Raw genomic sequence first — 26922 nt, forward strand, 5'->3', positions numbered from 1 at the left:
TTGTCACTCGATCGAGGTGCGGACGTTCCTGGTCTGCTCGGCCCTCGCGGCCAGCTCCGCGTCCGGCGGGTAGTCCACCGCCGTCAGGGTCAGGCCGTGGGCCGGGGCCACCGCGCTGTCGCGCACGCCGCTCGCCAGGACCTCGCCCGGCCAGTCCCGCGCACGGCGGCCGTCACCCACCAGGAGCAGGGCGCCGACCAGGCTGCGGACCATCGAGTGGCAGAACGCGTCCGCCGAGACCTCGACCTCCAGCAGGTGCTCGTCGAGCCGGCGCCAGACCAGGCGCTGCAGCTCGCGGATCGTCGTGCCCGTGTCGCGCTGCTTGCAGTACGCCGCGAAGTCCTGCAGCCCCAGCAGCGACTCCGCCGCGGAGTTCATCGCATCCGTCGACAGTGGACGGTTCCAGGCCAGGGTGTCGTTGCGGCGCAACGGGTCCACGCCCCACGGGGCGTCCGAGACGCGGTAGCGGTAGTGCCGGCGGATCGCCGAGAACCGGGCGTCGAAGCCCGGCGGGGCCACCCCGGCGCCCAGGACACGCACATCGCCCGGCAGGAGGCGGTTCCAGCGGCCCGCCATGCGGGTCAGGTCCGGGACGCCCTCGGCGGAGATCGGGATCCGGCTCGAAGAGGAAGGGGCCAGCGGCACGACGTCGACGTGCACCACCTGGCCGGCCGCGTGCACCCCGGCGTCCGTACGGCCCGCGACGACCACCGACTTCGGCACCGAGGCTCCCGGCGGCTGGCGCTGCAGGGCCTCCTCCAGCACCCCCTGGACCGTGCGGCGGCCCGGCTGGCGAGCCCAGCCCGAGAAGTCCGTGCCGTCGTAGGAGACGTCCAGGCGCAGACGAACGAGCCCGCCGTCCCCAGTGGGGATGGCGGGCTCGTCCGGAACGGCTTCCGTCGTCAGGACTCGTCGTCCTGCTGCGACGGCGGCAGCGAGAAGCCCGCGGCTTCCGCGGCCTCGGCGGTGGCGAACCACACCTCGGCCTTGGTCTGCTCGTAGTACGGGCTTTCCTCGGTGTGGTAGTACTTCGACTCGTCGTTGCCCTTGATCGGGAAGCCCTCGGGCTGCGTCCCGTCCTCGAGCGGAGCGTGGCTGCCCTCACCGTAGGGAGCCTCCGAAGCGGCTTCCTCGGCGGCCGGGGCGGCCTCGACAGCGGCGGCCGGCTTCTCGTCCTTGGCGAACTTGGTCTTGCGCGCGCGCTCGGCCTCGCTCGTCACGGTCTTCTCGTTCACCAGCTCGATGACGGCCATCTTGGCGTTGTCGCCCTTGCGGGCCATCGTCTTGGTGATCCGGGTGTAACCACCGGGACGCTCCGCGAAGTGCGGACCGATCTCGGCGAACAGCTTGTGGACGACGTCCTTGTCACGGACGACGCGCTGAACCTGACGGCGGTTGTGCAGGTCGCCCCGCTTCGCCTTCGAGATCAGCTTCTCGGCCAGCGGGCGGACCCGCTTGGCCTTCGCCTCGGTGGTGGTGATCTTGCCGTGCTCGAACAGCTGCGTGGCCAAGTTGGCCAGGATCAGCCGCTCGTGCGCGGCTGATCCGCCGAGCCGGGCTCCCTTGGTAGGGGTGGGCATTGGTTCTCCTACTAGTTCAGCTCGCAGCGTCCAGGCACAGAGCCCTAGAGCTGCTCGGTCTCTGCGTAGTCCTGGCCATCGTCGTGGCCGTCCGAAATCCCGTCGGCGATGCCACCGACACCCTCCGACCAGCCTTCACCGTCGTAGCTGGCGGCAGCCGCGGTCGGGTCGAACCCGGGCGGGCTGTCCTTCAGCGCGAGGCCGAGACCGACGAGCTTCAGCTTGACCTCGTCGATCGACTTGGCGCCGAAGTTGCGGATGTCGAGCAGGTCCGCCTCGCTGCGCGAGACCAGCTCGCCCACCGTGTGGATGCCCTCGCGCTTGAGGCAGTTGTACGACCGGACGGTGAGGTCCAGGTCCTCGATCGGCATCGCGTAGGCGGCGATGGTGTCCGCTTCCTGCGGCGACGGGCCGATCTCGATGCCCTCGGCGTCGACGTTCAGCTCGCGGGCGAGGCCGAACAGCTCCACCAGCGTCTTGCCGGCCGACGCGACCGCGTCGCGCGGCGTGATCGACGGCTTGGTCTCGACGTCCAGGATCAGCTTGTCGAAGTCGGTGCGCTGCTCGACACGGGTGGCCTCGACCTTGTAGGTCACCTTCAGCACCGGCGAGTAGATCGAGTCGACCGGGATCCGGCCGATCTCCGCGCCCGCCTGCTTGTTCTGCAGGGCCGGAACGTAACCGCGGCCGCGCTCGACGACGAGCTCGATCTCGAGCTTGCCCTTGCCGTTCAGCGACGCGATGTGCAGATCCGGGTTGTGCACGGTGACACCCGCCGGCGGCACGATGTCGGCCGCCGTGACCTCACCGGGGCCCTGCTTGCGCAGGTACATGGTGACCGGCTCGTCCTCTTCCGAGGACACCACGAGCTCCTTGAGGTTCAGGATGATGTCGGTGACGTCTTCCTTCACCCCCGGAACGGTGGTGAACTCGTGCAGCACGCCGTCGATGCGGATGCTCGTCACGGCCGCGCCCGGGATGGACGACAGCAGCGTGCGACGCAGCGAGTTGCCGAGCGTGTAGCCGAAGCCGGGCTCCAGCGGTTCGATGGTGAACCGGGAGCGGGTCTCGTTGACCGTCTCTTCGCCGAGAGCCGGCCGCTGGGAAATCAGCATTCTTCCTAATTCCTTTCCAGACGACGCCCGCCATATGACGTCGAAGGGATGGCGCGTCGGCGGCGCCCGGAGGGCGCCGCCGACGTAACTCGATTACTTCGAGTAGAGCTCGACGATCAGCTGTTCCTGAACCGGAACGTCGATCTGCGCACGCTCCGGCAGCTGGTGGACCAGCACGCGGAGGTTGGACTGGACGACCTGCAGCCACGCCGGGATCGGGCGGTCGCCGTAGGACTCCTTGGCCACGACCAGGGGCAGCATCGTGAACGACTTCGGCCGCACGTCGATGATGTCCCACTTCGAGACCTGGTAGGACGGGACGTTGACCTTGACGCCGTTGACCAGGAAGTGGCCGTGGCTCACCAGCTGACGCGCCTGACGGCGGGTGCGGGCGATGCCGGCGCGGTAGATCACGTTGTCCAGGCGGGACTCGAGGATCTGCAGCAGGTTCTCACCGGTCTTACCGGGACGCCGGACGGCCTCCTTGTAGTACCGGACGAACTGACGCTCGAGAACGCCGTAGGTGTAGCGAGCCTTCTGCTTCTCCTGCGACTGCAGGAGGTACTCGGACTCCTTGATGCGCCCGCGGCCGTGCTGGCCCGGCGGGTAGGGGCGACGCTCGAAAGCCTGGTCGCCGCCGATGAGGTCAACCTTGAGGCGACGCGAAATACGCGTCGCGGGGCCGGTGTAACGAGCCATTTCTTCTTACTCCTCCCCGTTCCTCAGACCCGGCGCCGCTTGGGCGGGCGGCAGCCGTTGTGAGGCTGCGGGGTCACGTCCTGGATGGTGCCGACCTCGAGGCCGGCTGCCTGCAGCGAGCGGATCGCCGTCTCGCGGCCCGAACCCGGGCCCTTCACGAAGACGTCGACCTTCTTCATGCCGTGCTCGGCAGCCTTGCGGGCAGCGTTCTCGGCGGCCATCTGCGCGGCGAACGGGGTGGACTTGCGCGAGCCCTTGAAGCCCACGTGACCACTCGACGCCCACGCGATCACGGCACCGGTCGGGTCCGTGATCGAGACGATGGTGTTGTTGAAGGTGCTCTTGATGTGCGCGTGGCCGTGCGCGACATTCTTCTTTTCCTTGCGGCGGACCTTCTTGGCCCCCGCCGCGGTACGAGACTTCGGTGGCATGTTCTGAGGGTTCTCCTGTTAGCGCGCGTTCTCTTGGTGAGCGGCGACCGCTTCGGCCTGTCCGCGCCGGATGATCGAACCGGCGTCGGTGTACAGGTTGCGGAGCGCCATCGGGCGGGCGTAGAGCGCCTTGGGCGAAACGCAAGCCGTGCCACGGCGCTGGGCGCCGCCCATCTGCACGACCTTCTTGCCCTGGACGCTCACTTCTTGCCAGCCTTCTTCTTGCCGGCGACCGTCTTCTTCGGACCCTTGCGGGTACGGGCGTTGGTCTTCGTGCGCTGACCGCGGACGGGCAGTCCGCGACGCCAGCGAAGGCCCTCGTAGCACCCGATCTCGATCTTCCGACGGATGTCGGCGTTCACCTCGCGGCGAAGGTCACCCTCGACCTTGAAGTTCTCTTCGATGTACGTACGCAGCTTCGCGAGGTCGTCATCGCTGAGGTCTTTGACGCGGGTGTCCGCGTTGAGCTCGGCAGCCTTGATCAGCTGCTTCGAGCGGGTACGGCCGATGCCGTAGATGTAGGTAAGCGCGATCTCCAACCGCTTTTCGCGGGGGAGGTCTACGCCAGCGAGTCGTGCCATTGGCGTTGATGCTCCTTCATTGAATTCATCTTCAGGTCTGCTCCCCGTCCGGTTCCGGGACCGACTCGCCTGTCGTGCCCTCGGCTCGCGCTTCGGGTGTCCCGGCCCCGGCCTGAAGCCCGGGGGTGAACCAGGTCACTCGCGTGACCCGGCAGGTGCGGGGAGGTTGTGTAGCCGTCAATCCACTCTGGTCGAGTGCGAGTGATCAGCCCTGCCGCTGCTTGTGCCGCAGGTTTTCGCAGATCACCATGATCCGGCCGTGACGGCGGATCACCTTGCACTTGTCGCAGATCTTCTTGACGCTCGGCTGGACCTTCACGTCTTCTGCTCTCCTGCTTCTGAGCTGCTCGTGATCACTTGTAGCGGTAGACGATGCGACCACGAGAGAGGTCGTAGGGCGAGAGCTCCACGACAACCCTGTCCTCGGGCAGGATGCGGATGTAGTGCTGCCGCATCTTGCCGCTGATGTGTGCCAGGACCTTGTGACCGTTCTCCAACTCGACGCGGAACATCGCGTTGGGGAGCGGCTCGACTACGCGGCCTTCGACCTCGATGGCCCCGTCTTTCTTCGCCATGTCCTCCGCATTTCCTTTGTCGGCATTGCCTGTCGCCACACCTGATCAACTCGAGCACTAGTGCTGGGCTGGGTGGTGCGTGGCACACTGGTGCCCGAGTCCCATGATCGTGAATTCACGAGCGCGCAGGATCCGGGCGCGATAAGTGCGCCGACTTGACAGTGTACGCAACCCGTGTCGCGACCCCCAAACCGGGGGTAACCATGCTAGAAGGACACGCAGGAAGACCGGTCGATGATCAACACCAACGGGTGAACGTGCAGGTCAGGCGTCTTCGGGAGCCGTGAGAACCCAGGGGCCGTCTTCGGTGATCGCCACCGTGTGCTCCCAGTGGGCCGCGCGGGAGCCGTCGGCCGTGACCACGGTCCAGCCGTCGTCCAGCTCGCGGGTCTCGCCGCCACCGCCGGTCAGCATCGGCTCGATCGCCAGCGCCATGCCGGCCTTCAGCCGCGGGCCCTTGCCGGGCTTGCCGACGTTCGGCAGGAACGGGTCCATGTGCATCTGGCGGCCGATGCCGTGGCCGCCGTACTCGACGATCATCCCGTAGTCGACGCCGTCGTCCTTGGCCGCACGTTCGGCGGCCGACTGGACGGCGTAGGAGATGTCGGTGAGCCGGCCGCCGGCGCTGACCGCCTCGATCCCGGCCCACATCGCCGCTTCGGTCGCCGCGGACAGCGCCAGGTCGGCCTCGGCGACCTCCCCGATGGCCAGCGTGACGGCGGAGTCGCCGTGCCAGCCGTCGAGGATCGCGCCGCAGTCGACCGAGATCAGGTCACCGTCGGCGAGGACCTGGGTCTTCGCCGGGATGCCGTGGACGATCTGCTCGTTCACCGACGCGCAGATGGACGCCGGGAAGCCGTGGTAGCCCTTGAAGGACGGCACCGCACCGGCGTCGCGGATGGTCTGCTCGGCCAGCTCGTCGAGCTCGGCGGTGCTGACCCCCGGGACCGCGGCGGCGCGAACGGCCGCCAGCGTACGGGCGACGACGAGCCCCGCGGCCCGCATCGCCTGCAGCTCGTCCGCGGTCTTGACCTCGATCATGCGCCCACGCCGGAGCACTTGCAGTACACGCAATCCTCCGAGATTCACGTGCGGTCGCGCAGCGCTTTCAGCACGCGGTCGGAGATCTCTTCGACGCTGCCGACGCCGTCGACGGTCACGAGGATGTCGGCGTAGTACTCGAGCAGCGGCGCGGTGTCCGACACGTAGATCTGCTGACGGCGGCGGATGACGTCCTCGGTGTCGTCCGCGCGGCCCCGCGACATGAGGCGGCCGACGACGACGTCCTCCGGCACCTGCAGCTGGATGACCGCGGTGAGCGACGCGTCCGCGTCACCCAGGATCTCGCCGAGGACCTCGGCCTGCTTGGTGTTGCGGGGAAAGCCGTCGAGCAGGAAGCCGATCTTCGCGTCCGGCTCCGCGAGCCGCTCGCGGACCATCTCGTTCGTCACGGAGTCGGGCACGAGCTCGCCCGAGTCCAGGTAGCGCTTGGCTTCCTGGCCGAGCGGGGTCTCCTGGCCGACGTGCGCGCGGAACAGGTCGCCGGTCGAGATGTGCGGAATCCGCAACTGCTCGGACAGCGCCACCGCCTGCGTACCCTTGCCCGCGCCGGGCGGACCCACGAGAACCAGCCGCGTCACTTCAAGAACCCTTCGTAGTTGCGCTGCATCAGCTGGCTTTCGATCTGCTTCACGGTGTCGAGCCCGACACCGACCATGATCAGCACAGCCGTGCCACCGAACGGGAAGTTCTGGTTGTTCCCGCTACCGGTCAACGACAGGAAGAAGTTCGGGAGGATCGCGATGATGCCCAGGTACAGCGAACCCGGCAGGGTGATCCGGCCGAGCACGTAGCTCAGGTACTCCGCGGTGGGACGGCCCGGGCGGATGCCCGGGATGAACCCGCCGAACTTCTTCATCTCATCCGCACGCTCGTCCACGTTGAACGTGATCGTGATGTAGAAGTACGTGAAGAAGATGATCAGTGCGAAGTACAGCGCGATGTGCACCCAGCTGGACTGGTTCACGATGTAGTTCTTGATGAAGACCTGCCAGCCGGAGTTGGCGTTCTGGTCGCCGACGAGGCGGCTGATCAGGTCCGGCAGGTACAGCAGGGAAGACGCGAAGATGACCGGGATGACGCCGGCCTGGTTCACCTTGATCGGCAGGTAGGTCGACGTGCCGCCGTACATCCGGCGGCCGATCATGCGCTTGGCGTACTGCACCGGGATCCGGCGCTGCCCCTGCTCGACGAAGATGACGCTGGCGATGATCACCAGGCCGAAGACGCAGATCATCGTCAGCGCGATGCCACCACCGTTGCTGAGGATGTTGCCGCCCTCGACCGGGATGCGCGCCGCGATGTTCAGGAAGATCAGGACGGACATGCCGTTGCCGACACCGCGTTCGGTGATCAGCTCACCCAGCCACATCATGACGGCGGTGCCCGCGGTCATGGTGATGACGATGATCGCCAGCGAGTAGACGCTGTTGTCCGGGATGATCGGCGAGTCGCAGTCCGGGAAGAGCTGCTTGCGGTCCGCGAGCGCGACCACACCCGTGGCCTGCAGGATCGCCAGCGCGACCGTCAGGTACCGGGTGTACTGGGTCAGCTTGCCCTGGCCGGACTGCCCTTCCTTCTTCAGCTCCTCGAACCGCGGGATGACCACGGTCAGCAGCTGGATGATGATGCTCGCCGTGATGTACGGCATGATGCCGGTCGAGAAGAGCGACAGCTGCAGCAGCGCACCACCGCTGAACAGGTTCAGCAGCTGGTAGACGCCCTCCTGCTGCGCCTGGGAGCTGCACGCCTGGACGGCTCCGTACGAGATCCCGGGGGCCGGAATGGTCGCACCGATTCGGTAGACCGCGACGATGGCTAGCGTGAACAGGATCTTCTTGCGTAGATCCGGCGTCGCGAGAGCCGAGCGGAAGGCGCTGAGCACGCGGGGGACCTCCTCGGCGTCGTCGGCTGTCCTAACCGACGATCGGCTTGGCCGGCACGGGTGGCCGGCGGGAACACAGCACTACTGGCACGCAAGCCAGGAACGCTTCGGGGCACACTCGTCCCGAAGCGTGTCGCCGACTCTAACAGCTTCACAGGGCGTGTCCGCAGTCCGTGTGCGTTTTCCGTACCAAGGTTGCTCCGGCGGGTTGATCCACTTCCCGGACTTGGCTGTATTCCTTGACACACGGGCCCGTGATCATGGTGAATCCGGGCCCCGCGGGGTCACGCGTTCGACGTCGCGAGGACACCCGCGAGGCCGACCAGGACCACCCCGGTGCCGCGGTCCACGTTGCGCCGGGCCCGCCGCGAAAGCTTGATCGACTTCACGGCCGCGCCGGCGCCGACGTAGGCCGACCCGGCCAGGAACTCGGCCAGCAGGTAGACCGCGCCGAGCAGCGCGATCTGCGCCGGAAAGGGCCCGTGAGCTGGGTCGATGAACTGCGGGACGAACGCCGTGAAGATGAGGATGGCCTTCGGGTTCGTGATCGCGACGCCGAACTCCTTGCGCGCGACCCGCCACGCGGACAGCGGCACGACCGGCGTTTCGACGGCCTCGGCGTCTTCGCCGCGGCGGATCGTGGACCACAGGACGCGCAGTCCGAGGTAGAGCAGGTAGGCCGCGCCGGCCCACTTGATGATCGTCAGCGCCGTCTCCGACGCGGCGAGCAGCTGCCCCAGCCCGGCCGCCACGGCCGTGATCATCAGCGTGAACGCGACCAGCCGGCCCACCAGTCCGGCGAGCCCGCGGCGAACACCGTGCGTCATGCCGTGGTGCAGGCCGAGCAGGTTGTTCGCCCCTGGCGTAAGGGCGATGAGGACCGACGCACCGAAGAAGACCAGCACCCAGGACACGGGACCACCTCCACGTCCACGGTAACGGCGGCCGCGAGCGGTTATCCGCGTTCCTCCGGCGGCAGCACCGTGATCGCGACGCCGGAGGGCGGGGTCGGGGTGTCCGCGTAGGCGGCGCCGGGGTCCGCCCAGGCCGGGCGGGGGCCCGGAGGCGCCAGGTGGTTCAGCACCGTGGCCGCCACGGCGGCGGCCACCGCGAGGAAGAGCAGCCACATCCCGGCCTCCAGGCTCGTCTCGAACCGGACGCGGCCGCTGTCGACGGGCGCCGGGATGCCCGCCATCGTCGTCGCGAGGACCACGCCCGCCAGGAAGGTCGTGGCGCCGAGCGCCACGCCCCGCGCGGCCGCGCTCGCCCGGCCGAGCACGACCTGGCGGATCACGAAGACGAGGGCGGCCAGCAGGACCGCGCCGGCCGCGAGCAGCGCGATCCCGAGCGGTTCGGACGGCTGGCTGCTCACGTCGTCGCCGGGGAAGCCGAAGACGGTCGACCAGCCGGTCTGGACGTAGCTCAGCACGCCGCGGGCGGCGTCCTCGCTGCCCAGGGTCTGCTCGGTGCGGAAGAGCGGCAGGAACCCGGCGGAGAGCGTCGCCACGGCGGCCAGCGTGACCAGGAGGACGGGCAGGAAGTCGCGGATGCGCCGCGGCGGCCGGAGTGCGGCGGCGGGTGGTGCTTCGGTCCGGAACTGCCGGAACTGCTGCGGGTGGGGTTGGTGCTGGGGCGCTCCGGGCAGGATCGCGACCGGAACCGGCGCTGGTGATCGTGGTGGCTCTTGCCGTTCCGCGTTGCCGACGGGCGGGGCCGGGTCCTGCGACGATTCGTCCACCTTTGTGATCCTCCAGGCGGATTCCGGCCACGGCAAGGATTCCCGCTCAGCGTCCGGGTGGTTCCGGTGCTTCCGGCGCTTGCGGTGGTTCGGGTCGTTCGGGTGGGAGGACCGTGATGGCGACCCCGTCGGCGTCTTCGACCGTCGGCAGCGCGAACCCGGCGGGCGGGGTCGGGGTGTCCGCGTAGGCCAGGGCGGGATCGGACCAGTCGTCCGGCGCCCGGGCCGGCAGGTACCCGAGCACCACGGCCACGACGACCACCACGACCCCGGCGATCAGCGACCACAGGCCGAGGCCGAGGCTGACGTCCAGGCCCTCGTCGCCGAGACCGGACGTCCAGCCGAAGCCACTCATCCCGATGGTGAAGGCGATCCCGGCGGCGAAGCTCGCGCCGATCACGGCGAGCCGGTGCCCGAGCCGCCCCCACCGGGAGAACCCGAAGGCCGCCGCGGCCCCCAGCACCACGACGGCGATCACCAGCGGAACCCCGACGGGCGCGGCGGGCTGCTCGACCGGGTCGTTCCCTTCCGCCGAGACCTGGCTGCTCCAGGCGGACTCGGTGAAGATCAGCTTGGGGGTGAAGAAGGTCTGCTGCGCGGTGACGTGCTGCTCGATCCGGAACAACGGCAGGAAGCACGCCCCGAGCACGAGCAGAGCACCGAAGGCCACGAGGACGGGCACCAGCGCCCGCGACGGTCCAGCGGCCGGTTCCTGAGGTGCGGCGATCGGCTGGGCCGCTGCTGGAACTCGTCGCGGAGGGTTGACGGGCATGCCGGGCAGGATCGCAACCGGAACCGGCTCGGTGGGCGGGCTTCCATCGCCATCGGTCAGGGGCTGCTGGGTGGGGCTTGGCCCTGTCACACCGGGTTCTACCGGCCCTGCGGGCCGCTGTGGCTCGGCCTGGAACGCCAGCAGCCCGTCCTCGGGCCGCGCCACGTCGGGCTCCACCGGGGCGAAAAACTCCTCCGCCGTGGGTTGCGGCGCCTCCACCGGCAACGACGGTGTGTCGCCCTCCGGCCGCACCACGTCGGATTCCCCCGGGGCGAAGGGCTCCCCCGCCGTGGGCCGGGGAGCCTCCACTGGGAAGGCCAGCAGCGCATCCCGCGGTTGCGCGACGCTGGGTTCCGCCTTCGCAGCGGACTCCCCCGCGGGCCGCGATGCCTCGGCCGGCCGCGCCATATCGGGCTCTACTTGCGCAGAAGACTCGCCCGCCGTGAACCCTGGCGACTCCGCTGGAAACGCCAGCAGGTCATCCCCCGGTCGCACATCGGACTCCCCTGCAGTCAGCGGCGCCTCCGCTGGAAACGCCAGCGGGGCATCCCCCGACCGCACATCCGGCTCCACCTGGGCGGCGGACTCCCCCGCGGGCCGCGCCGACTCCGCCGGGAAAGCCAGCGGGGCGGCGCCCGGCCGCACCACATCGGACTCCACCTGCGCAGCGGACTCGCCCGCCGTGAACCCTGGCGACTCCGCCGGAAACGCCAGCAGGGCATCCCCCGGCCGCACATCCGGCTCCGCCTGGCCGGCGGACTCCCCCGCAGTCAGCGGCGCCTCGACCGGGAAAGCCAGCGGGGCGGCACCGGGCCGCACCACATCGGGCCCCGCCTGGGCGGCGGACTCGCCCGCCGTGGACCCTGGCGCCTCCGCCGGGAAGACCAGCGGGGCATCCCCCTGCCGCACATCGGGCTCCGCCTGAGCGGCGGACTCCCCCGCAGTCAGCGGCGCCTCCGCCGGGAAGGCCAGCGGTGACTCCCCGGTGGCCGGCCGCTCGGGCTCGGCCGGCGGGTTCGGCTCCTTCGACGGTTCGTCCACCCTGTGATCTTCCGCGCGGAATCCGGTATCGGCAAGAAACTCCGGTTCAGCGGCCGGGCTGGTCCGGTGGCAGGACCGTGATCGCGACCTCGCCCGGTGCCGGCGCTCCCGGCATGGCGAACCCGGACGGCGGGGTTTCCGTGTCGGCGTAGGCCACCGCCGGGTCGGCCCAATCCTCGGTGGCCGTCGCTCGGTGGGCGACCACCGCTGCGGCCGCGGCCACCAGCGTGCCGCCGATGAGCAGCCACATGCCTGGCTCCGTGGTGAGGTCGACGCGGTCGGTCTGCTCGTTCGCCCCCTGCCCCAGGCCGTACATCTCGATGGTGAGGACGACGCCGGCGGCGAAGACCGTGCCCAGCTGCCCCAGCCACGCGCCCGGGCGCCGGCGGGCCAGGAGCAAGCCCGCCGCGGCGGCCAGCAGCACCATCGTGACGATGATCGGGATGCCGAACGGCGCGCCGGGCCGCTCGAGGATGTCGTCGGTGGTGATCTGGAACCGGGTGCTCCACGCCGACGTCGTGATGACGGCCAAGGCGCCGGCCTGCATCTGGGAGAAGGTGTGGACGGCCCGGAAGAGCGGCAGGACCAGGCCGCCGGCCATCAGCACGGCGGCCAGCGCGTAGAGCCCTGGTGCGAGGAGCCGCCGTGTCGGAACCGGTGGCGAGGGAGGGGTGTCCACACCGGGATCTTCCAGGCGAAACACCCGGCGGGCAAGGACGGCGCGCCGGGTCCGGAAACGCCGAAGGCCCGCCTGGCGAACCAGGCGGGCCTTCGAACGAGGTACAGCTCAGTTGGTGGTGGCGGAGCCACCGGCCGCTTCGAGCTTCTCCTTGGCGGAACCGGAGAAACCGTCGGCGGTCACGTTGAGCTTGACGCCGTTGACGTCACCGTTGCCGAGCACCTTGACGAGCTTGCCCTTGCGGACGAGGCCCTTCGCGACGAGCTCCTCGGCGCCGACCGTGCCACCGTCCGGGAAGACGCGGGCGATGTCGCCCACGTTCACCGGCTGGTACTCGGTGCGGAAGCGGTTCTTGAAGCCGCGAAGCTTCGGGAGCCGCATGTGGATGGGCATCTGCCCACCCTCGAAACCGGCGGGCACGTTCTTCCGGGCCTTGGTGCCCTTGGTACCGCGACCGGCCGTCTTGCCCTTCGAGCCTTCACCACGACCGACGCGCATCTTCTCGCGCTTCGAGCCCGGAGCCGGGCGGAGGTGGTGGATCTTGATGGCCGTCATGCCTTGACCTCCTCGACCTCCACCAGGTGGCGGACGGTGTGGATCAGGCCGCGCACCTGGGGGGTGTCTTCACGCACGACGCTCTGGCGGATCTTGCGCAGCCCGAGGGTGCGCAGCGACTCGCGGTGAGCGTGCTTGGTGCCGATCTTGCTCTTGACCTGGGTGACCTTGAGCTGAGTCATGTCAGGCCCCCTGACCCGCGCGCTGGCGCAGCATCCGGGCCGGAGCGACGTCCTCGAGCGGGAGACCGCGGCGGGCCGCGACCTCTTCGGGACGCTGCAGACCCTTCAGGGCCGCCACGGTCGCGTGCACGATGTTGATCGCGTTGTCGGAGCCGAGCGACTTCGACAGCACGTCGTGAACGCCCGCGCACTCCAGCACGGCACGCACCGGGCCACCGGCGATGACGCCGGTACCGGCGGAAGCCGGACGGAGCAGGACCACACCGGCGGCTTCCTCACCCGTGATCGGGTGGGGGATGGTGCCGCCGACGCGGGGAACGCGGAAGAAGTTCTTCTTCGCTTCCTCGACGCCCTTGGCGATCGCCGCGGGAACTTCCTTGGCCTTGCCGTAGCCGACGCCGACCTGACCGTCACCGTCACCGACGACGACGAGGGCGGTGAAGCTGAAGCGACGACCACCCTTGACGACCTTGGCGACGCGGTTGATCGTCACGACCTTCTCGAGGTGCGGGGTCTTGTCCTGGCCGGCCCCGCCACGGCCGCTGTCGCGCCGGTCCCGGCCGCCACCGCGACGTTCATTGCGGTCGTTGCCGCCCTGCCCGCCGGGTCCGCCCTGTCCGCCGCCGAATTGCCGTGTACGTCCCGGCATCAGGCATTCCTTCCGTTAACAAGCTTCTGCATCGTCAGAACTCCAACCCCGCCTCACGGGCGGCGTCGGCGAGCGCGGCGATGCGGCCGTGGTAGGCGTTGCCCCCACGGTCGAACACCACAGCCGAGATCCCGGCGTTCTTGGCACGGGCCGCGACGAGTTCCCCGACCTTGGCGGCCTTGGCCTTCTTGTCGCCGTCCAGCGCCCGCACGTCCGCCTCGAGGGTGGACGCCGAGGCCAGCGTGTGACCGGCCAGGTCGTCGATGACCTGCACGGCGATGTGCCGCGAAGACCGCTTGACGACCAGGCGCGGACGCTGTTCGGTGCCCGAAACCTTCTTGCGGAGCCGGAAGTGCCGACGGGTCTTCGCAACGCGGCGGCGGGTCGAGATGTCCTTGCCCACCGGCTTGCGCTTCGTAGTCGTGTCGCTCATGATCACTTACCCGTCTTTCCGACCTTGCGGCGGATCTTCTCACCCTCGTAGCGCAGGCCCTTGCCCTTGTAGGGGTCCGGGCGCCGCAGCTTGCGGATGACGGCCGAGATCTGGCCGACCTTCTGCTTGTCGATGCCGGAGACCGAGAACCGGGTCGGGGTCTCCACCTTGAAGGTGATGCCCTCGGGGGCCTCGATCTTCACCGGGTGCGAGAAGCCGAGGGCGAACTCGAGGTCCGAGCCCTTGGCCTGCACACGGTAACCGACACCGTGGATCTCGAGCTTCTTCTCGTAGCCGGCGGTGACGCCGACGACGAGGTTGTTCACGAGCGTGCGGGTGAGGCCGTGCATGGCCTTGCTGGTGCGCTCGTCGTCCGGGCGCTTGACCAGCAGGGTGCCGTCCTCGTCGCGCTCGACCGTGATCGGCTCGGCGATGGTGTGCTCCAGGGTCCCCTTGGGGCCCTTGACGCTGATGTGCTGACCGTTGATGGTCACCTCGACCCCGGAGGGGACGGCGACCGGCAGCTTTCCGATGCGTGACATGTCTGTGCCCCCTTCCTTACCAGACGTAGGCGAGGACTTCGCCGCCCACGCTGTTTCGCTTGGCCTGACGGTCCGTCTGCAGCCCCGAAGACGTCGAGATGATCGCGACGCCGAGGCCACCGAGAACGGACGGCAGTTCGGTCGATTTTGCGTAGACCCGCAGGCCGGGCTTGGACACGCGCCGGAGGCCGGCGATGCTGCGCTCACGGTTGGGGCCGTACTTGAGCTCGACGATCAGGTTCTTGTGCTTCTCGCCCGGCTCGTCGCGGTAGCTCGCGATGTAACCCTCGCGCTTGAGGATCTCCGCGATGTTCGCCTTGAGCTTCGAGTGGGGAAGCACGACCTCGTCGTGGTACGCCGAGTTCGCGTTACGCAGACGGGTCAAGAAGTCTGCGATCGGGTCGGTCATCGTCATGGTGACCTGTCAACCTTTCTCGCCTGGTTCCCCGCCGCCCGGAGTGCGGGCAGCGGGGCCTGTGGCGAAGTGGGAGTTAAAGATAAAGAAACGCTTCTACCAGCTGGACTTGCGGACCCCGGGCAGCTCGCCCGCGTGCGCCATCTCGCGAAGGCAGATCCGGCAGAGCCCGAACTTGCGGAACACCGCGTGCGGGCGGCCGCACCGCTGGCAGCGGGTGTAGCCGCGGACGGCGAACTTCGGCTTCTTCGCGGCCTTGTGGACCAGTGCTTTCTTGGCCATCGGCTCAGTTCTCCTTGAACGGGAAGCCGAGCTTGCGCAGCAGCGCCCGGCCCTCGTCGTCGTTCGTGGCGGTCGTGACGACGGTGACGTCCATACCGCGCGGGCGGTCGATGGAGTCAGGGTCGATCTCGTGGAACATCGACTGCTCGTTGAGACCGAACGTGTAGTTGCCGTGGCCGTCGAACTGCTTCGGCGAAAGCCCGCGGAAGTCGCGGATACGCGGCAGCGCGATGGTCAGCAACCGGTCGAGGAACTCCCACATGCGGTCGCCGCGCAGCGTGACGCGCGCACCGATCGGCTGACCCTCACGCAGCTTGAACTGCGCGATGGACTTGCGGGCCTTCCGGACCTCGGGCTTCTGGCCGGTGATCAGGGAGAGGTCCTTGACCGCACCCTCGATCAGCTTGCTGTCGCGAGCGGCGTCACCGACACCCATGTTCACGACGACCTTCACGACACCCGGGATCTGGTGGACGTTGACGAAGGAGAACTCCGCCTGCAGCTGTCCCTTGATCTCTTCGCGGTAGCGCACCTTGAGGCGCGGCGCGACCTTCTCTGCGGTGGTCATCAGATGTCCTTACCGTTCCGGCGCGAGATCCGGACCTTCTTGCCGTCCTCGCCGATGCGGTAACCCACCCGCGCCGGCTTGCCGTCCGCGTCGACGACCATCACGTTCGAGACGTGGATGGGCGCCTCCTGCGTGACGATGCCGCCGGACTGCGCGCCGCGCTGGGTCTGGCTGATCCGCGTGTGCTTCTTGATCCGGTTCACACCCTCGACCAGGACGCGGTCGCGCTCGGGGTAGGCCATGATGACCTTGCCCTTGGCGCCCTTGTCCTTGCCGGCGATGACGACGACCGTGTCGCCCTTCTTCACCTTCATCACAGCACCTCCGGCGCGAGCGAAATGATCTTCATGAACTTTCGGTCGCGCAGCTCGCGGCCCACCGGGCCGAAGATGCGGGTGCCCCGGGGCTCGTTGTCGTTCTTGATGAGCACGGCGGCGTTCTCGTCGAACCGGATGTAGGAACCGTCCGGACGACGACGCTCCTTGACCGTGCGGACGATGACGGCCTTGACGACGTCGCCCTTCTTCACCCCGGCAGCCGGGATGGCGTCCTTCACGGTGGCGACGATGATGTCGCCGATGCCGGCGTAGCGCCGCCCGGAGCCACCGAGAACGCGGATGCAGAGAATTTCCTTCGCACCCGTGTTGTCGGCTACCCGAAGCCGCGACTCCTGCTGGATCACGTCAACTCCTGTATGTCGCGCCGGTTCTCGCCCCGACGAGCGAGCCTTGCGGAACTAAGGACTCTTGGGAGAGCCCTGCTTACTTGGCCTTCTCCACGATCTGCACCAGGCGCCACCGCTTCGTTGCCGACAGCGGGCGGGTCTCCATCAGGGTGACCCGGTCGCCCACGCCCGCCTCGTTGTTCTCGTCGTGCACCTTGACCTTGGTGGTGCTGCGAACGACCTTCGAGTAACGGGGGTGCTTCTTGCGGTCCTCGAGCTCGACCACGATCGTCTTGTTCATCTTGTCCGAGACCACGTAGCCCTCGCGGACCTTGCGGTCGTTCCGGGCCGGCGTCTCGGTGGTGGGCTCGCTCATGCGGCACCTTCACTCTCGGCGTCGGGGGCAACGGACAGGCCGAGTTCGCGCTCGCGCATGACCGTGTAGATCCGCGCGATGTCCGTGCGGACGGTGCGCAGACGGCGGTTGTTGTCGAGCTGCCCGGTCGCCATCTGGAAGCGGAGGTTGAAGAGCTCCTCCTTGTATTCCTTCAGACGCAGGACGAGCTCTTCCGCGGTGAGCTCACGCAGCTCCGATGCCACAGCACCAGCGTTCGCCATCAGAACTCACCACCTTCACGGGTCACGATGCGGCACTTCATGGGCAGCTTGTGGATCGCGCGGCGGAGCGCCTCACGGGCGGTCTCCTCGTTCGGGAACGAGATCTCGAACATCACGCGGCCCGGCTTCACGTTGGCGATCCACCACTCGGGCGAACCCTTACCGGAACCCATGCGGGTTTCGGCCGGCTTCTTGGTCAGCGGGCGGTCCGGGTAGATGGTCGTCCACACCTTGCCACCACGCTTGATGTGACGGGTCATGGCGATACGAGCGGACTCGATCTGCCGGTTCGTCACGTAGCTGTGCTCAAGCGCCTGGATGCCGTACTCGCCGAAGCTGACCTTCGTGCCACCCTTGGCGGCGCCGTGGCGCTTCGGGGAGTGCTGCTTCCGGTGCTTGACCCTGCGCGGGATGAGCACGTCTCAGCCCTCCGTCTTTTCTGCGGTCTCGGTGGCCGGAGCCGCCTCGGTCGTGGCGGCAGCGGCGGCGCGACCGGCTTCGGTCGACGTGGCGGTCGTGCCCGAGGCGCCGGAACGACGCGGACGGGACGGCCGGTCGCTGCGCTCGCGACGCGGCGCGCGCTCGGCGGCGTCACGGGCTTCGCGGGCCTTCAGGCCACCGACGAGCTCACCCTTGTAGATCCACACCTTGACGCCGATGCGACCGAACGTCGTCTTGGCCTCGAAGAAGCCGTAGTCGATGTCGGCGCGCAGCGTGTGCAGCGGGACCCGGCCGTCGCGGTAGTGCTCGGAGCGGGACATCTCGGCACCGCCGAGACGACCGCCGCACTGCACGCGAATGCCCTTGACCTGCGGCGAGCGCATGGAGGTCTGGATCGCCTTCCGCATCGCGCGGCGGAACGCCACACGGTTGGAGAGCTGCTCCGCGACCGCCTGGGCGACCAGCTGGGCGTCGGCCTCGGGGTTCTTGACCTCGAGGATGTTCAGCTGGACCTGCTTCTTGGTCAGCTTCTCCAGCGCGCCGCGGATCCGGTCGGCCTCCGCGCCGCGGCGGCCGATGACGATGCCCGGCCGGGCGGTGTGGATGTCCACGCGGACGCGGTCACGGGTGCGCTCGATCTCGACCTTGGAGATGCCGGCGCGCTCCATGCCCGTCGCCAGCAGCTTGCGGATCTTGACGTCCTCGGCCACGTACTCGGCGTACTGCTTGTCGGCGTACCAGCGCGACTTCCAGTCCGTGGTGATACCCAGGCGGAAGCCGTGCGGGTTGATTTTCTGGCCCACTACCGGCCACCTGCCTTCTTCTTGCTCTGAGCCTTCGGCGCGGCGGCGGCCGGACGCGACTCCACCTCGACGGTGATGTGGCTGGTCCGCTTGCGGATCCGGTACGCGCGCCCCTGGGCACGCGGGCGGATGCGCTTGAGGGTCGGGCCCTCGTCGGCGTACGCGTTCTTGACCCAGAGCGTCTCCGGGTCCAGCTGAAGGTTGTTCTCGGCGTTGGCCACGGCGCTCGCGAGCACCTTCGCGACCGGCTCGCTCGCCGCCTGGGGGGCGAAACGGAGCACGGCCAAGGCGTCGGCGGCGCTACGTCCCTTGATGAGCTCGATGACCCGGCGCACCTTGGTAGGCGAGTCCCGGACAAAGCGAGCCCGCGCGTAAGCCACAGGCAGAGCCTCGGCCACGTCGTTCTGGGCGTTCATCGCTAGTTCCTTGATCTCTCGTGCCCGCTCAGCGGCGGCGCGACTTCCGGTCGTCCTTGATGTGACCCTTGAAGGTCCGAGTCGGGGCGAACTCCCCGAGCTTGTGACCCACCATTGCCTCGGTGACGAACACCGGGACGTGCTTGCGGCCGTCGTGCACCGCGATCGTGTGACCCAGGAAGTCCGGGATGATCGTGGAACGACGCGACCAGGTCTTGATCACGGTCTTCTTGCCCGACTCGTTGAGAACGTCCACCTTCTTGAGCAGGTGGTCGTCCACGAAGGGGCCCTTCTTCAGGCTACGTGGCATGTTCTTCTACCTCCCTGCTCAGCGCTTGTTCTTGCCGGTACGGCGACGGCGGACGATCATCGCGTCGGATGCCTTGCGGCGGCGCGTACGACCCTCGGGCTTACCGTTCGGGTTGACCGGGTGGCGACCACCGGAGGTCTTACCCTCACCACCACCGTGCGGGTGGTCGACCGGGTTCATGACGACACCACGGACCGTGGGGCGCTTGCCGCGCCAGCGGTTACGGCCGGCCTTGCCCCAGTTGATGTTGGCGTGCTCGGAGTTGCCGACCTCGCCGATGGTGGCGCGGTTGCGCACGTCCACGTTGCGGATCTCACCCGAGGGGAGACGCAGCTGGGCGTACGGCCCGTCCTTGGCGACGAGCTGCACCTTCGCGCCCGCGGACCGCGCCATCTTCGCGCCGCCACCGGGGCGGAGCTCGATCGCGTGGATCACGGTACCGACCGGGATGTTGCGCAGCGGCAGGTTGTTACCCGGCTTGATGTCGGCACGGGGGCCGTTCTCGACCGTGTCACCCTGGCGGAGCTTCTCCGGCGCGATGATGTAGCGCTTCTCACCGTCGGCGTAGTGCAGCAGCGCGATGCGAGCGGACCGGTTGGGGTCGTACTCGATGTGCGCGACCTTGGCGGGAACGCCGTCCTTGTCGTTCCGGCGGAAGTCGATCAGCCGGTACGCACGCTTGTGACCGCCACCCTTGTGCCGGGTGGTGATCTTGCCGGACGAGTTGCGACCGCCCGAACCGCTCAGCGGACGAAGCAGCGACTTCTCCGGCGTGGAGCGGGTGATCTCGGCGAAGTCCGAGACGCTCGAACCGCGACGACCCGGGGTCGTCGGCTTGTACTTGCGGATGCCCATGTCAGCTCAGTCCTTTACGCGGTGGGTCCGCCGAAGATCTCGATCGCCTTGCTCTCAGGCGAAAGAGTCACGATGGCGCGCTTCGTGTCCTTGCGCTTGCCGAAGCCTGCGCGAGTCCGCTTCCGCTTGCCCTGCCGGTTGGCCGTGTTGACGCTGACCACCTTGACGCCGAACACCTTCTCGACCGCGATCTTGATCTGGGTCTTGTTGGCGTCCGGGCGGACGATGAACGTGTACTTGTGGTCCTCGAGGAGCCCGTAGGACTTCTCGGAGATCACCGGCGCGAGCAAGATGTCGCGGGGATCGGCAATGGCGACCGAACTCACTGCTCGTCACTCCCTTCCGAAATCTCGCTCGACCGGGCCGAAGCCTTCGCGCTCTTGCCCCGGGTGGGGCCGGCGACGAAGCCGTCGTAAGCGGCCTTGGTGAACACGACGTCGTCGTTGACCAGGACGTCGTAGGTGTTGAGCTGGTCGAACCAGATCAGGTGGACCTCGGCGAGGTTCCGCAGGGAAACCCAGCTGAGCTCGTCGTCCCGGTGCAGCACCACGAGCACGCGCTTCGCCTGCGTCACCGCGGCGAGAGCGAGCTTGGCGGCCTTGGTCGACGGCTTCTCACCCGTCACCAGTTCGGTGACGACGTGCAGCTGGCCGGCGCGAGCCCGGTCCGAGAGGGCGCCACGCAGAGCGGCGGCCTTCATCTTCTTCGGGGTGCGCTGGGAGTAGTCACGCGGCGTGGGGCCGTGGACGACACCGCCACCGACGAACTGCGGCGCACGGGTCGAACCCTGGCGGGCACGGCCGGTGCCCTTCTGGCGGTACGGCTTCTTGCCGCCACCGCGAACCTCGCCACGGGTCTTCGTGTCGTGCGTGCCCTGGCGGCCGGCGGCCTGCTGGGCCACCACCACCTGGTGCATCAGCGCGACATTGGCCTGCACGTCGAAGATCTCCTCGGGGAGGTCCACGGTGCCGTCGGCTTTACCGGCCGGGGTCTTCAGCTCGACGCTTGTCATTCGGAGTTACCACCCTTCGCGGCGCTGCGCACGAACAGCAGGCCGCCCTTGGGACCGGGCACGGCGCCCTTGATCAGCAGCAGGCCGTCCTCGGCACGCACGGCGTGCACGGTCAGGTTCTGCGTGGTGACCCGGTCGTTGCCCATCCGGCCCGCCATGCGCAGGCCCTTGAAGACGCGGCCGGGGGTGGCGCAGCCACCGATAGAACCCGGCTTGCGGTGCACGGCCTGGGCACCGTGGCTCGCGCCCTGGCCCTTGAAACCGTGGCGCTTCATGACACCGGCGTAGCCCTTGCCCTTGCTGGTACCGGTCACGTCGACCTCGACGCCGGCGGCGAACACCTCGGCGGTGATCTCCTGGCCGACCTCGTAGGTCTCGGCGTCGGTGGTACGCAGCTCCGCGAGGAAGCGCCGCGGGGTCACGCCCGCCTTGTCGTAGTGGCCGGTGCGCGGCTTGTTCACCTTGCGCGGGTCGACCGCGCCGAACGCCAGCTGCACGGCCGTGTAGCCGTCCTTGTCCTGAGTCCGAACCTGGGTCACCACGTTCGGACCGGCCTTCACGACGGTGACCGGGACAACCCGGTTCAGCTCGTCGAAGACCTGGGTCATGCCGAGCTTGGTGCCCAGGATGCCCTTCATCTGCCTGTCAGACATGAGTCTCTTATCTCCGCCGCTCGCCCAACGCTTACTGGATGTTGACGTCGACGCTCGCCGGCAGGTCGATGCGCATGAGCGCGTCGACCGTCTTCGGCGTCGGGTCGAGGATGTCGATCAGACGCTTGTGCGTGCGCATCTCGAAGTGCTCGCGCGAGTCCTTGTACTTGTGCGGCGAGCGGATGACGCAGTAAACGTTCTTCTCGGTGGGCAGCGGCACCGGCCCGACAACACGGGCGCCGGTGCGCGTGACCGTCTCCACGATCTTGCGCGCCGAGGTGTCGATCGCCTCGTGGTCGTAGGCCTTGAGCCGGATGCGGATCTTCTGTCCCGCCATGGTGGCTGCTCGTTCCTTGTCGTCTCGTGCCGCTATCTCACAAACCCGAACCGGATGTCGCCATCCAGAGCCCGAGTTTCCGCAGTTCAACGGCCCTGTCCCCGGTCCACGCGGTCGGGCGTGTCGCGCCCGACGCACAGACGGATCCCGCGGGATCGTCGTCTTGCCTGGTCTTCCTCAACGTGAGGAGGCTATGAGCCGGCTGACCGTCTCACTGCCTTTGCCCGCTCGCCTACCCGAAGGAAGAGGCTCGGCGGACCGTGGCCACTCGCACCGAGGCGGCCGGATCCCCGAAGGAATCGGCCGCCCCAGGACGAGCAACCTGAATAGTGTCGCACACGTGATTTGACGCCCCGGACCCGGGGGTGTATCACCCCCGGGAGGGGCGCCTGAATCACTTGATGATCTTGGTGACCTGACCCGCACCAACGGTGCGGCCACCCTCGCGGATGGCGAAGCGCAGGTTCACGTCCATGGCGATCGGCTGGATCAGCGCCACCGAGATGTCGGTGTTGTCGCCCGGCATGACCATTTCGGTGCCCTCGGGGAGGGTCACGACGCCGGTCACGTCCGTGGTGCGGAAGTAGAACTGCGGGCGGTAGTTGTTGAAGAAGGGGGTGTGACGGCCACCCTCGTCCTTCGACAGGATGTAGACCCGGCCCTCGAAGTCGGTGTGCGGGGTGGTGGTACCCGGCTTCACGACGACCTGGCCGCGCTCGACGTCCTCACGCTTGATACCGCGGACGAGGAGGCCGACGTTGTCGCCCGCCTGGCCCTGGTCCAGCAGCTTGCGGAACATCTCGACACCGGTGACAGTCGTCTTGGTCGACTTCTCCTTGATGCCGACGATCTCGACCTCTTCGTTCACGTTGACCACGCCACGCTCGACGCGGCCGGTGACGACGGTGCCGCGACCGGTGATCGTGAAGACGTCCTCGATCGGCATGAGGAACGGCTTGTCGAGCTCGCGCACCGGGTCCGGCACGTTGTCGTCGACAGCGGTCATCAGCTCGAGAACGGCTTCGCCCCACTTCTCGTCGCCCTCAAGGGCCTTGAGGCCCGAGACGCGCACGACCGGAGCGTCGTCGCCCGGGAACTCCTGCGAGGACAGCAGCTCGCGGACCTCGAGCTCGACGAGCTCGAGAATCTCCTCGTCGTCGACCATGTCGGCCTTGTTCAGCGCGACGACGATGTAGGGCACGCCGACCTGGCGGGCGAGCAGCACGTGCTCACGGGTCTGCGGCATCGGGCCGTCGGTCGCCGCGACCACGAGGATCGCGCCGTCCATCTGAGCGGCACCGGTGATCATGTTCTTGATGTAGTCAGCGTGACCGGGGGCGTCCACGTGGGCGTAGTGACGCTTCTCGGTCTGGTACTCGACGTGCGAGATGTTGATCGTGATACCGCGCTGGCGCTCTTCGGGCGCGTTGTCGATCTGGTCGAACGCACGCGACTCGTTGAGCTCCGGGTACTTGTCGTGCAGAACCTTGGTGATCGCCGCGGTCAGCGTGGTCTTGCCGTGGTCGACGTGACCGATGGTCCCGATGTTGACGTGCGGCTTGCTCCGCTCGAACTTCGCCTTCGCCACTGGAATGTCCTCCTGGACTGATTTCGCTTTGTGCTCGGGGGCCGGCGTGGCTGCCGACCCCCGAATGTTCCTTCGTCGGTGCTAGCGGACGTTCAGGAGAGTCCCTTAATGCCCGCGCGCGGTGGGGGGAGTTACTCCCCCGTCGCCTTCGCGATGATTTCCTTCGCGACGTTCGCGGGAACCTCGGCGTAGGAGTCGAACAACATGGAGTAGTTCGCCCGGCCCTGGGTGCGGGACCGGAGGTCACCGACGTAGCCGAACATCTCCGACAGCGGGACCAGCGCCTTCACGACGCGGATGCCCGCCCGCTCCTCCATGGCCTGGATCTGGCCACGACGGGAGTTGAGGTCACCGATGACGTCACCCATGTAGTCCTCGGGCGTGGTCACCTCGACCGCCATCATCGGCTCCAGGATCACGGGGTGGGCCTTCTTCGCGGCTTCCTTCATCGCCATGGAACCGGCGATCTTGAACGCCATCTCCGAAGAGTCGACCTCGTGGTACGCACCGTCCAACAGGGTGAACTTCAACCCGACGAGCGGGTAGCCGGCCAGGACGCCGTACTGCATCGCGTCCTGGGCGCCCGCGTCGACCGACGGGATGTACTCCCGCGGCACACGGCCACCGGACACCTTGTTGACGAACTCGTAGAGCGCGCCGTCGGTGCGCTCGAGCGGCTCCAGCTTCACGATGACCTTCGCGAACTGGCCGGAACCACCGGTCTGCTTCTTGTGGACGAAGTCGAGCTTCTCCACCGTCTTCTTGATGGTCTCCCGGTAGGCGACCTGCGGCTTGCCGATGTTCGCCTCGACCTTGTAGTCGGACTTCATCCGGTTCACCAGCACCTCGAGGTGCAGCTCGCCCATGCCCGCGATGATCGTCTGGCCGGTGTCCTCGTCCAGCTTGACCTGGAACGTCGGGTCCTCTTCGGCCAGCTTCTGGATCGCCAGGGACAGCTTCTCCTGGTCGGCCTTCGTCTTCGGTTCGATCGCGACCCGGATGACCGGCTCGGGGAACGTCATCGACTCCAGCACGATCGGGTTCTGCGGGTCCGCCAGGGTGTCACCCGTGGTGGTGTCCTTCAGGCCGATGACCGCGTAGATGTGGCCGACCTGGGCGTCGTCGACCGGGTTCTCCTTGTTGGAGTGCATCTGGAAGATCTTCCCGATGCGCTCCTTGCGCTCCTTGGTCGCGTTGACGACCTGCGCCCCGGCGGCGACCTTGCCCGAGTACACCCGGATGTAGGTCAGCTTGCCGAAGAACGGGTGCGCGGCGATCTTGAACGCGAGCGCGGCGAACGGCTCGTCGACCGACGCCTTGCGGGACGCCACGGTCTCGCCGTCGGGCAGCAGGCCCTCGACGGCCGGGACGTCCAGCGGGGTCGGCAGGTAGTCGATGACCGCGTCGAGCATGGGCTGCACGCCCTTGTTCTTGAACGCGGAACCGGCCAGCACCGGGAAGACCTGGCTGGTGATGGTGAGCTTGCGGATGCCGGACTTGATCTCGGCCTCCGTCAGCTCCTCACCCTCGAGGAACTTCTCCATCAGCGCGTCGTCCGCCTCGGCGACGGTCTCGACGAGCTTCTCGCGGTACTCCGCGGCCTTCTCGGCCAGCTCGGCCGGGATCTCCTCGACGGAGTAGTCCTCGCCCTTCTGGACCTCGCCACGCCAGGTCAGCGCCTTCATGCGGACCAGGTCGATGACGCCTTCGAAGTCGTTCTCGGCACCGATCGGCAGCTGGATGACCAGCGGCCGGACACCGAGACGATCGATGATCGTCTGGACCGTGTAGTAGAAGTCCGCGCCGAGCTTGTCCATCTTGTTGACGAAGCAGATGCGCGGGACGTCGTACTTGTCCGCCTGCCGCCAGACCTGCTCGGACTGCGGTTCGACGCCTTCCTTGCCGTCGAAGACCGCGACCGCGCCGTCGAGCACCCGGAGGTTGCGCTCCACCTCGACGGTGAAGTCGACGTGGCCCGGGGTGTCGATGATGTTGATCTGGTGGTCGTCCCAGAAGGTGGTGGTGGCAGCCGAGGTGATGGTGATACCCCGCTTCTGCTCCTCCTCCATCCAGTCCATGGTGGCGGCGCCGTCGTGGACTTCACCGATCTTGTAGTTGACCCCGGTGTAGAACAGGATCCGCTCGGTGGTGGTCGTCTTGCCGGCGTCGATGTGGGCCATGATGCCGATGTTGCGGACCTTGTTCAGGTCGGTCAGCACGTCACGTGCCACGAGAGTGTTCCCCTGTTCTCAAGCTTGGGGCCCGGCATGGCTTGATCGACAGCCGGGCGATCATCACCAGCGGTAGTGCGCGAAGGCCCGGTTGGACTCGGCCATCTTGTGCGTGTCCTCGCGGCGCTTCACGCTGGCACCGAGGCCGTTGGAAGCGTCGAGGAGCTCGTTCTGCAGACGCTCGATCATCGTCTTCTCGCGGCGGGCCTGCGAGAAGGAGACCAGCCAGCGCAGCGCCAGGGTGGTGGAGCGGCCCGGCTTGACCTCGATCGGCACCTGGTAGGTGGCGCCACCGACGCGGCGGCTCTTCACCTCGATGGTGGGCTTCACGTTGTCGAGAGCGCGCTTCAGCGTGACGACCGGGTCGGTGCCCGTCTTCTCGCGAGCGCCTTCGAGCGCGCCGTAAACGATGCGCTCGGCCAGGGACCGCTTCCCGTCCTTCAGCACCTTGTTCACCAGCTGGGTGACCAGCGGGGAGGCGTAGACGGGGTCGGAGATCAGCGGCCGCTTGGGGGCCGGACCCTTGCGGGGCATTAGCTCTTCTCCTTCTTCGCGCCGTACCGGCTGCGCGCCTGCTTGCGGTTCTTCACACCCTGGGTGTCGAGAGAACCGCGGATGATCTTGTAACGGACACCCGGAAGGTCCTTCACACGACCACCGCGCACGAGCACCATCGAGTGCTCCTGCAGGTTGTGGCCCTCACCGGGGATGTAGGCGGTGACCTCGATGCCGCTGGTCAGCTTCACACGCGCGACCTTGCGCAGCGCCGAGTTCGGCTTCTTGGGGGTCGTGGTGTACACGCGAGTGCACACGCCACGCCGCTGCGGGCTCCCCTTGAGGGCCGCGGTCTTCTGCTTGGCAGCCTTGTCCTGGCGGCCCTTGCGGACCAGCTGCTGGATCGTGGGCAATGGACCAGCTTCCTGTCGTGATCTGCTTCTTCGTGTCTTCACCGGCCCCCGCGGTCGGGCGTGTCGGCCCGCGTCACGGTCTGTCGACCGGTAACTTCCCGGAGGGATTTTCCGTCGGAACCCCGACCTGCCGAAGCCGGTGACCGGGTGCCTGAGCACCCCGCCCATGCCGCACGGCACGCGGAGCGGCCCGACGCATGCCGGGCACGGTCTCCAAAGATACCCGCCCATCTACCGGACGGGCGAAGCGGGGGGTCTGAAGGTCGGCGAACCTTCAGCCTACCTCTCAACGCCGACGCCGCGCC

40 protein-coding genes and 1 pseudogene are annotated in these 26922 nt (G+C 67.9%); all 41 read right to left on the reverse strand.

Features of this window, described 5'->3' with window-relative positions; all coding sequences use genetic code 11:
- Positions 1-3: 3 nt before the first annotated feature.
- Positions 4-837 carry a tRNA pseudouridine(38-40) synthase TruA gene (gene truA / locus ACIOD2_RS17525; protein WP_400540385.1) on the reverse strand — a complete coding sequence of 278 codons (834 nt, stop codon included), beginning with the start codon at positions 835-837 and terminating at the stop codon, positions 4-6.
- Between the two features lie 319 nt (positions 838-1156).
- Positions 1157-1580: pseudogene (gene rplQ, locus ACIOD2_RS17530) on the reverse strand (50S ribosomal protein L17); the annotation flags it as partial.
- A gap of 44 nt (positions 1581-1624) precedes the next feature.
- Positions 1625-2695 (reverse strand): DNA-directed RNA polymerase subunit alpha, encoded by a 1071-nt coding sequence (locus ACIOD2_RS17535; protein ID WP_004558887.1) that lies wholly within the window; start codon positions 2693-2695, stop codon positions 1625-1627.
- A gap of 93 nt (positions 2696-2788) precedes the next feature.
- A complete protein-coding gene (gene rpsD, locus ACIOD2_RS17540) occupies positions 2789-3394 on the reverse strand; it encodes a 30S ribosomal protein S4 (protein ID WP_284745404.1) in 606 nt (201 codons plus the stop codon).
- Positions 3395-3417: 23 nt separating this feature from the next.
- Positions 3418-3825 carry a 30S ribosomal protein S11 gene (rpsK, locus tag ACIOD2_RS17545; protein ID WP_004558885.1) on the reverse strand — a complete coding sequence of 136 codons (408 nt, stop codon included), beginning with the start codon at positions 3823-3825 and terminating at the stop codon, positions 3418-3420.
- Positions 3826-3843: 18 nt separating this feature from the next.
- Positions 3844-4029 carry a hypothetical protein gene (locus tag ACIOD2_RS17550; protein ID WP_323329534.1) on the reverse strand — a complete coding sequence of 62 codons (186 nt, stop codon included), beginning with the start codon at positions 4027-4029 and terminating at the stop codon, positions 3844-3846.
- Complete coding sequence (gene rpsM, locus ACIOD2_RS17555) at positions 4026-4406, reverse strand: 30S ribosomal protein S13 (RefSeq protein ID WP_004558883.1); 381 nt, start codon at positions 4404-4406, stop codon at positions 4026-4028. Before rpsM ends, ACIOD2_RS17550 begins: the two co-directional genes overlap by 4 nt.
- Positions 4407-4611: 205 nt before the next feature.
- Positions 4612-4725, reverse strand: coding sequence for a 50S ribosomal protein L36 (gene rpmJ / locus ACIOD2_RS17560; RefSeq protein WP_004558882.1), 114 nt, complete (start codon positions 4723-4725; stop codon positions 4612-4614).
- A 34-nt stretch (positions 4726-4759) separates the two neighbouring features.
- Positions 4760-4981, reverse strand: a complete 222-nt coding sequence (gene infA / locus ACIOD2_RS17565; RefSeq protein WP_004558881.1) for a translation initiation factor IF-1 — start codon at positions 4979-4981, stop codon at positions 4760-4762.
- A 264-nt stretch (positions 4982-5245) separates the two neighbouring features.
- Complete coding sequence (map, locus tag ACIOD2_RS17570) at positions 5246-6022, reverse strand: type I methionyl aminopeptidase (RefSeq protein WP_400538997.1); 777 nt, start codon at positions 6020-6022, stop codon at positions 5246-5248.
- Between the two features lie 44 nt (positions 6023-6066).
- Entirely contained in the window at positions 6067-6621 is a 555-nt protein-coding gene (locus ACIOD2_RS17575) for an adenylate kinase (protein WP_323329532.1), read from the reverse strand.
- Positions 6618-7925, reverse strand: a complete 1308-nt coding sequence (secY, locus tag ACIOD2_RS17580; protein WP_400538999.1) for a preprotein translocase subunit SecY — start codon at positions 7923-7925, stop codon at positions 6618-6620. The genes ACIOD2_RS17575 and secY overlap by 4 nt, the downstream gene beginning before the upstream one ends.
- A gap of 284 nt (positions 7926-8209) precedes the next feature.
- The gene (locus ACIOD2_RS17585; RefSeq protein ID WP_400539001.1) at positions 8210-8839 is read right to left on the reverse strand and encodes a LysE family translocator; all 630 of its coding nucleotides are present in this window, start codon (positions 8837-8839) and stop codon (positions 8210-8212) included.
- Positions 8840-8880: 41 nt separating this feature from the next.
- The gene (locus ACIOD2_RS17590) at positions 8881-9663 is read right to left on the reverse strand and encodes a hypothetical protein (RefSeq protein WP_400539003.1); all 783 of its coding nucleotides are present in this window, start codon (positions 9661-9663) and stop codon (positions 8881-8883) included.
- Between the two features lie 46 nt (positions 9664-9709).
- Positions 9710-10435 carry a hypothetical protein gene (locus tag ACIOD2_RS17595; protein ID WP_400539005.1) on the reverse strand — a complete coding sequence of 242 codons (726 nt, stop codon included), beginning with the start codon at positions 10433-10435 and terminating at the stop codon, positions 9710-9712.
- A 1087-nt stretch (positions 10436-11522) separates the two neighbouring features.
- A complete protein-coding gene (locus ACIOD2_RS17600; protein WP_400539007.1) occupies positions 11523-12155 on the reverse strand; it encodes a hypothetical protein in 633 nt (210 codons plus the stop codon).
- A gap of 108 nt (positions 12156-12263) precedes the next feature.
- Positions 12264-12710, reverse strand: a complete 447-nt coding sequence (gene rplO, locus ACIOD2_RS17605) for a 50S ribosomal protein L15 (protein ID WP_323329526.1) — start codon at positions 12708-12710, stop codon at positions 12264-12266.
- Positions 12707-12892 (reverse strand): 50S ribosomal protein L30, encoded by a 186-nt coding sequence (gene rpmD, locus ACIOD2_RS17610; protein WP_005166796.1) that lies wholly within the window; start codon positions 12890-12892, stop codon positions 12707-12709. Before rpmD ends, rplO begins: the two co-directional genes overlap by 4 nt.
- Before the next feature lies 1 nt (position 12893).
- On the reverse strand, positions 12894-13541 hold the full coding sequence (gene rpsE / locus ACIOD2_RS17615; RefSeq protein WP_400539010.1) for a 30S ribosomal protein S5: 648 nt from the start codon (positions 13539-13541) through the stop codon (positions 12894-12896).
- A gap of 34 nt (positions 13542-13575) precedes the next feature.
- Complete coding sequence (gene rplR / locus ACIOD2_RS17620) at positions 13576-13974, reverse strand: 50S ribosomal protein L18 (RefSeq protein WP_400539012.1); 399 nt, start codon at positions 13972-13974, stop codon at positions 13576-13578.
- A gap of 2 nt (positions 13975-13976) precedes the next feature.
- Positions 13977-14516, reverse strand: coding sequence for a 50S ribosomal protein L6 (gene rplF / locus ACIOD2_RS17625; RefSeq protein ID WP_323329524.1), 540 nt, complete (start codon positions 14514-14516; stop codon positions 13977-13979).
- A gap of 16 nt (positions 14517-14532) precedes the next feature.
- A complete protein-coding gene (gene rpsH / locus ACIOD2_RS17630) occupies positions 14533-14931 on the reverse strand; it encodes a 30S ribosomal protein S8 (RefSeq protein ID WP_155548873.1) in 399 nt (132 codons plus the stop codon).
- 96 nt (positions 14932-15027) lie between these two features.
- Positions 15028-15213 (reverse strand): type Z 30S ribosomal protein S14, encoded by a 186-nt coding sequence (locus tag ACIOD2_RS17635; protein WP_284745392.1) that lies wholly within the window; start codon positions 15211-15213, stop codon positions 15028-15030.
- A 4-nt stretch (positions 15214-15217) separates the two neighbouring features.
- On the reverse strand, positions 15218-15781 hold the full coding sequence (gene rplE / locus ACIOD2_RS17640; RefSeq protein ID WP_323329523.1) for a 50S ribosomal protein L5: 564 nt from the start codon (positions 15779-15781) through the stop codon (positions 15218-15220).
- On the reverse strand, positions 15781-16095 hold the full coding sequence (rplX, locus tag ACIOD2_RS17645) for a 50S ribosomal protein L24 (RefSeq protein WP_323329522.1): 315 nt from the start codon (positions 16093-16095) through the stop codon (positions 15781-15783). Before rplX ends, rplE begins: the two co-directional genes overlap by 1 nt.
- Positions 16095-16463 (reverse strand): 50S ribosomal protein L14, encoded by a 369-nt coding sequence (gene rplN, locus ACIOD2_RS17650; RefSeq protein ID WP_004558867.1) that lies wholly within the window; start codon positions 16461-16463, stop codon positions 16095-16097. The genes rplX and rplN overlap by 1 nt, the downstream gene beginning before the upstream one ends.
- Before the next feature lie 79 nt (positions 16464-16542).
- Positions 16543-16821, reverse strand: a complete 279-nt coding sequence (rpsQ, locus tag ACIOD2_RS17655) for a 30S ribosomal protein S17 (protein WP_013222609.1) — start codon at positions 16819-16821, stop codon at positions 16543-16545.
- Positions 16818-17063, reverse strand: a complete 246-nt coding sequence (gene rpmC / locus ACIOD2_RS17660) for a 50S ribosomal protein L29 (RefSeq protein WP_323329521.1) — start codon at positions 17061-17063, stop codon at positions 16818-16820. The genes rpsQ and rpmC overlap by 4 nt, the downstream gene beginning before the upstream one ends.
- The gene (gene rplP, locus ACIOD2_RS17665) at positions 17063-17482 is read right to left on the reverse strand and encodes a 50S ribosomal protein L16 (protein ID WP_004558864.1); all 420 of its coding nucleotides are present in this window, start codon (positions 17480-17482) and stop codon (positions 17063-17065) included. Before rplP ends, rpmC begins: the two co-directional genes overlap by 1 nt.
- Before the next feature lie 3 nt (positions 17483-17485).
- Positions 17486-18307 (reverse strand): 30S ribosomal protein S3, encoded by an 822-nt coding sequence (rpsC, locus tag ACIOD2_RS17670; RefSeq protein ID WP_323329520.1) that lies wholly within the window; start codon positions 18305-18307, stop codon positions 17486-17488.
- The gene (rplV, locus tag ACIOD2_RS17675; RefSeq protein WP_323329519.1) at positions 18307-18723 is read right to left on the reverse strand and encodes a 50S ribosomal protein L22; all 417 of its coding nucleotides are present in this window, start codon (positions 18721-18723) and stop codon (positions 18307-18309) included. Before rplV ends, rpsC begins: the two co-directional genes overlap by 1 nt.
- Before the next feature lie 28 nt (positions 18724-18751).
- Complete coding sequence (rpsS, locus tag ACIOD2_RS17680; RefSeq protein ID WP_026468892.1) at positions 18752-19033, reverse strand: 30S ribosomal protein S19; 282 nt, start codon at positions 19031-19033, stop codon at positions 18752-18754.
- An 18-nt stretch (positions 19034-19051) separates the two neighbouring features.
- Complete coding sequence (gene rplB, locus ACIOD2_RS17685) at positions 19052-19888, reverse strand: 50S ribosomal protein L2 (RefSeq protein WP_323329518.1); 837 nt, start codon at positions 19886-19888, stop codon at positions 19052-19054.
- Positions 19889-19902: 14 nt separating this feature from the next.
- The gene (rplW, locus tag ACIOD2_RS17690; protein ID WP_091618496.1) at positions 19903-20214 is read right to left on the reverse strand and encodes a 50S ribosomal protein L23; all 312 of its coding nucleotides are present in this window, start codon (positions 20212-20214) and stop codon (positions 19903-19905) included.
- Positions 20211-20900, reverse strand: coding sequence for a 50S ribosomal protein L4 (gene rplD / locus ACIOD2_RS17695; protein ID WP_400539019.1), 690 nt, complete (start codon positions 20898-20900; stop codon positions 20211-20213). The genes rplW and rplD overlap by 4 nt, the downstream gene beginning before the upstream one ends.
- Positions 20897-21553 carry a 50S ribosomal protein L3 gene (gene rplC / locus ACIOD2_RS17700; protein ID WP_400539021.1) on the reverse strand — a complete coding sequence of 219 codons (657 nt, stop codon included), beginning with the start codon at positions 21551-21553 and terminating at the stop codon, positions 20897-20899. Before rplC ends, rplD begins: the two co-directional genes overlap by 4 nt.
- A gap of 31 nt (positions 21554-21584) precedes the next feature.
- A complete protein-coding gene (gene rpsJ / locus ACIOD2_RS17705; RefSeq protein ID WP_003102098.1) occupies positions 21585-21890 on the reverse strand; it encodes a 30S ribosomal protein S10 in 306 nt (101 codons plus the stop codon).
- Positions 21891-22284: 394 nt separating this feature from the next.
- The gene (tuf, locus tag ACIOD2_RS17710) at positions 22285-23478 is read right to left on the reverse strand and encodes an elongation factor Tu (protein ID WP_328445538.1); all 1194 of its coding nucleotides are present in this window, start codon (positions 23476-23478) and stop codon (positions 22285-22287) included.
- 131 nt (positions 23479-23609) lie between these two features.
- Positions 23610-25709, reverse strand: coding sequence for an elongation factor G (fusA, locus tag ACIOD2_RS17715; protein WP_400539023.1), 2100 nt, complete (start codon positions 25707-25709; stop codon positions 23610-23612).
- A 63-nt stretch (positions 25710-25772) separates the two neighbouring features.
- A complete protein-coding gene (gene rpsG / locus ACIOD2_RS17720) occupies positions 25773-26243 on the reverse strand; it encodes a 30S ribosomal protein S7 (RefSeq protein ID WP_003102106.1) in 471 nt (156 codons plus the stop codon).
- Positions 26243-26617 carry a 30S ribosomal protein S12 gene (gene rpsL / locus ACIOD2_RS17725; protein WP_003102113.1) on the reverse strand — a complete coding sequence of 125 codons (375 nt, stop codon included), beginning with the start codon at positions 26615-26617 and terminating at the stop codon, positions 26243-26245. Before rpsL ends, rpsG begins: the two co-directional genes overlap by 1 nt.
- Between the last annotated feature and the right edge of the window lie 305 nt (positions 26618-26922).

The organism is Amycolatopsis sp. NPDC088138 (assembly GCF_044741685.1).
In the GTDB taxonomy this organism is placed as follows: domain Bacteria; phylum Actinomycetota; class Actinomycetes; order Mycobacteriales; family Pseudonocardiaceae; genus Amycolatopsis.